Source organism: Muricoccus pecuniae (genome assembly GCF_014199205.1).
In the GTDB taxonomy this organism is placed as follows: Bacteria; Pseudomonadota; Alphaproteobacteria; order Acetobacterales; family Acetobacteraceae; genus Roseomonas; species Roseomonas pecuniae.
The window spans coordinates 1-2,485 of sequence record NZ_JACIJD010000071.1; the positions used below are offsets into that span (position 1 = coordinate 1).

A 2,485-nucleotide genomic window follows, 5' to 3' on the forward strand; every position below is an offset into this window, starting at 1 on the left:
TCAGGTCGGCGCGGTCGAAGTCGAAGAACACGAGGTAGGTGCGCGCAGGCGCCGGAGCCGCCGCCGGGGCCGCGGGAGCAACCGTGGCGACCGGCACCGGGCGCGGGGTGTTGAAGGCGTAGCGCAGGCCGAGGAACACCGAGTGGTTCTCGGCCGGATCCGCCTTGAAGTCGCCCGTGGAGACGAGCGAGCCGTTCGGCCGCACCACGCGGCCGTTCAGCTTCGGCTCGAGCGTGCCCATGTAGCGGTACTCGAGGGTCACGGCGAGGCCGGGAACGGCGGCGATGGGGTAGGCCGCGCCGGCGATGCCCTGGTAGGCGAAGCGGCCGTCGGTGTCGTCGATGAAGATCGAGTTCGCGCCGGCCGGGGCGCGGGTGGCGCGCACGCCGTCATACTCGGTCCAGATGTAGCCGGCGCCGGCACCGACATAGGGCTGCACGGGCAGGGGAATGCCGGGGATGACGAAGTCGTAGAAGGCGTTGGCCATCACGCCGTACTGGCGGATGTCGCCGTCCACCGCGCGGAAGGCGCGGGTCGTGGTCGGGCCACCGAAGCCGCCGACCTTGTCGACGGCGTTCTCGCGGTAGCTGCCCTCGATCTCGGCGCGCACGCCGTTGCCGAAGCCGTAGCCGAGGGAGGCGGCGCCACCCCAGCCCGTCTCCTGGCGGCTCTCGCCATAGGAATTCGCGTTGATGCCGTTGAAGTAGCCGCGGTTGCCGCCGCGCGCTTCGAGGTCACGGTCCATCAGCCAGTTCACGCCGGCGCCGCCGGCGATGTAGAGGCCCGTCACCGGCTGGAAGGGGGCCTGGGCCATAGCGGTCGCCGGCATCGCGAGCACGGTGGCGGCCATAAGGGCCTTGCGGAACGACATCAGGAGTAGATCCTTCGTGGGGGGAGAGCCGCGGTCTGCGGCGGCTCATGCAGAAGGCCAGATGCGCCCGGGGGTTTGCCGGCTCAATGGACCGGCCCGCCATTGATGTAGGTTGTTGCGGGAAGGTCACACCTCCGCCCGCGGCCCGGTTCCAAAAGAAAGGGGGCGGGACCTTTCGGTCCCGCCCCCCTGGACGCCCTTGCGGGAGGCCGTTCTGCTTAGCGCAGCACGATCTCGACGCGGCGGTTCTGCGGCTCGCGCACGCCGTCGGCGGTCGGCACCAGCGGACGGCTCTCGCCGAAGGCCTGGACCGAGATCTGGTTGCGCGAGATGCCGCGGCGGGCAAGCTCGGCCGCCACCGCCTCGGCGCGGCGCTGGGACAGGCGCTGGTTGTACTGCGGCGTGCCCGAGCGGTCGGCGTGGCCGGCCACCTCGATGCGCGTCGTGCCCGTCGAGTTCACGGCCTGGGCCGCCTCGCCGATGATCTGGCGGGCGCGGTCCGTCAGGTCGGCGCGGTCGAAGTCGAAGAACACGAGGTAGGTGCGCGCAGGCGCCGGGGCCGCCGCCGGGGCCGCGGGAGCAACCGTGGCGACCGGCGCCGGGCGCGGCTGGTTGAAGGCGTAGCGCAGGCCGAGAAGGATGGAGTGGTTGTAGTTCTCGGACTTCGTGCCGCCACGGCCGACCGTGAAGCTGCCGCCGCTGCTCGTCGAGTCGATGCTGTGCTCGAGCGTGCCGAGGAAGCGGTACTCGGCCGTCAGGGTCAGGCCGGTGAGGCCGTACGGGGTCAGCGGAACGCCGAAGCCGGCGATGCCCTGGTAGGCGAAGCGGCCGTCGGTGCCGCTGTCGCGGACCCGCGCGCCCAGGACGGTCAGGCCGACATCGTCGAACTCACGCCAGATATAGCCGACGCCGGCACCGATATAGGGCTGGATGTAGGTCGGCACGCCGAAACGGGTGAAGTCCAGGTCGTAGAGGACATTGCCCATCACGCCGTAGCTGCGCGAGGTGCCCTCGACGCGGCTGGTGGTGATGCCGTTGAAGCCGCGGATCTTGTCGACTTCGTTCTCGCGGTAGTTGCCCTCGACCTCGGCGCGCAGGCCGTTGCCGAAGCCCCAGCCGATGCTGCCGACGACGGCCCAGCCGGGCTCGAACCCGACCTTGCCGCCGGGGTTGATGCCGCGCACGCGGAGTTCCTCGGCGAGCGGGCCGGTGGCGGCGATCTTGGCGTCCTGGAGCCAGTTCACGCCGGCGCCGGCACCGATGTAGAGGCCGGTGACGGGCTGGGCGATAGCGGACGCCGGCATCGCGATGACGGTGGCCGCGAGAAGCGCCTTACGGAACGACATGAGTGAAACTTCCTTAGTTATGATGCGGGCCGCAGTCGCTTACGGCACGACGACGAAAGCTAAATGGATCGAGGTGGTTTGCGATCTCAACGCACAGTCTCGTCATAGAAGTGACCTGTGGCAGAGATGGCACAACATATGAACAGGCCGGGCCAGGAGCAGATGCAAGAAGGGGGCGGGACCTTTCGGTCCCGCCCCCCTGGACGCCCTTGCGGGAGGCCGTGCTGCTTAGCGCAGCACGATCTCGACGCGGCGGTTCTGCGGCTCG

2 protein-coding genes are annotated in these 2,485 nt (G+C 69.8%); both read right to left on the reverse strand.

All coding sequences use genetic code 11. The features are described 5' to 3' along the window. The coding region (locus FHS87_RS23120) for an outer membrane protein (protein WP_184522227.1) at positions 1-871 on the reverse strand (871 nt) is incomplete at its 3' end. A gap of 218 nt (positions 872-1,089) precedes the next feature. Beyond that, entirely contained in the window at positions 1,090-2,217 is a 1,128-nt protein-coding gene (locus tag FHS87_RS23125) for an OmpA family protein (protein ID WP_184522230.1), read from the reverse strand. Positions 2,218-2,485 lie beyond the last annotated feature (268 nt).

What these genes read in the sequence shown, in the direction of transcription:
- FHS87_RS23125 (WP_184522230.1), bottom strand. Translation starts at nt 2,217, where the DNA reads ATGTCGTTCCGTAAGGCGCTTCTCGCGGCCACCGTCATCGCGATGCCG.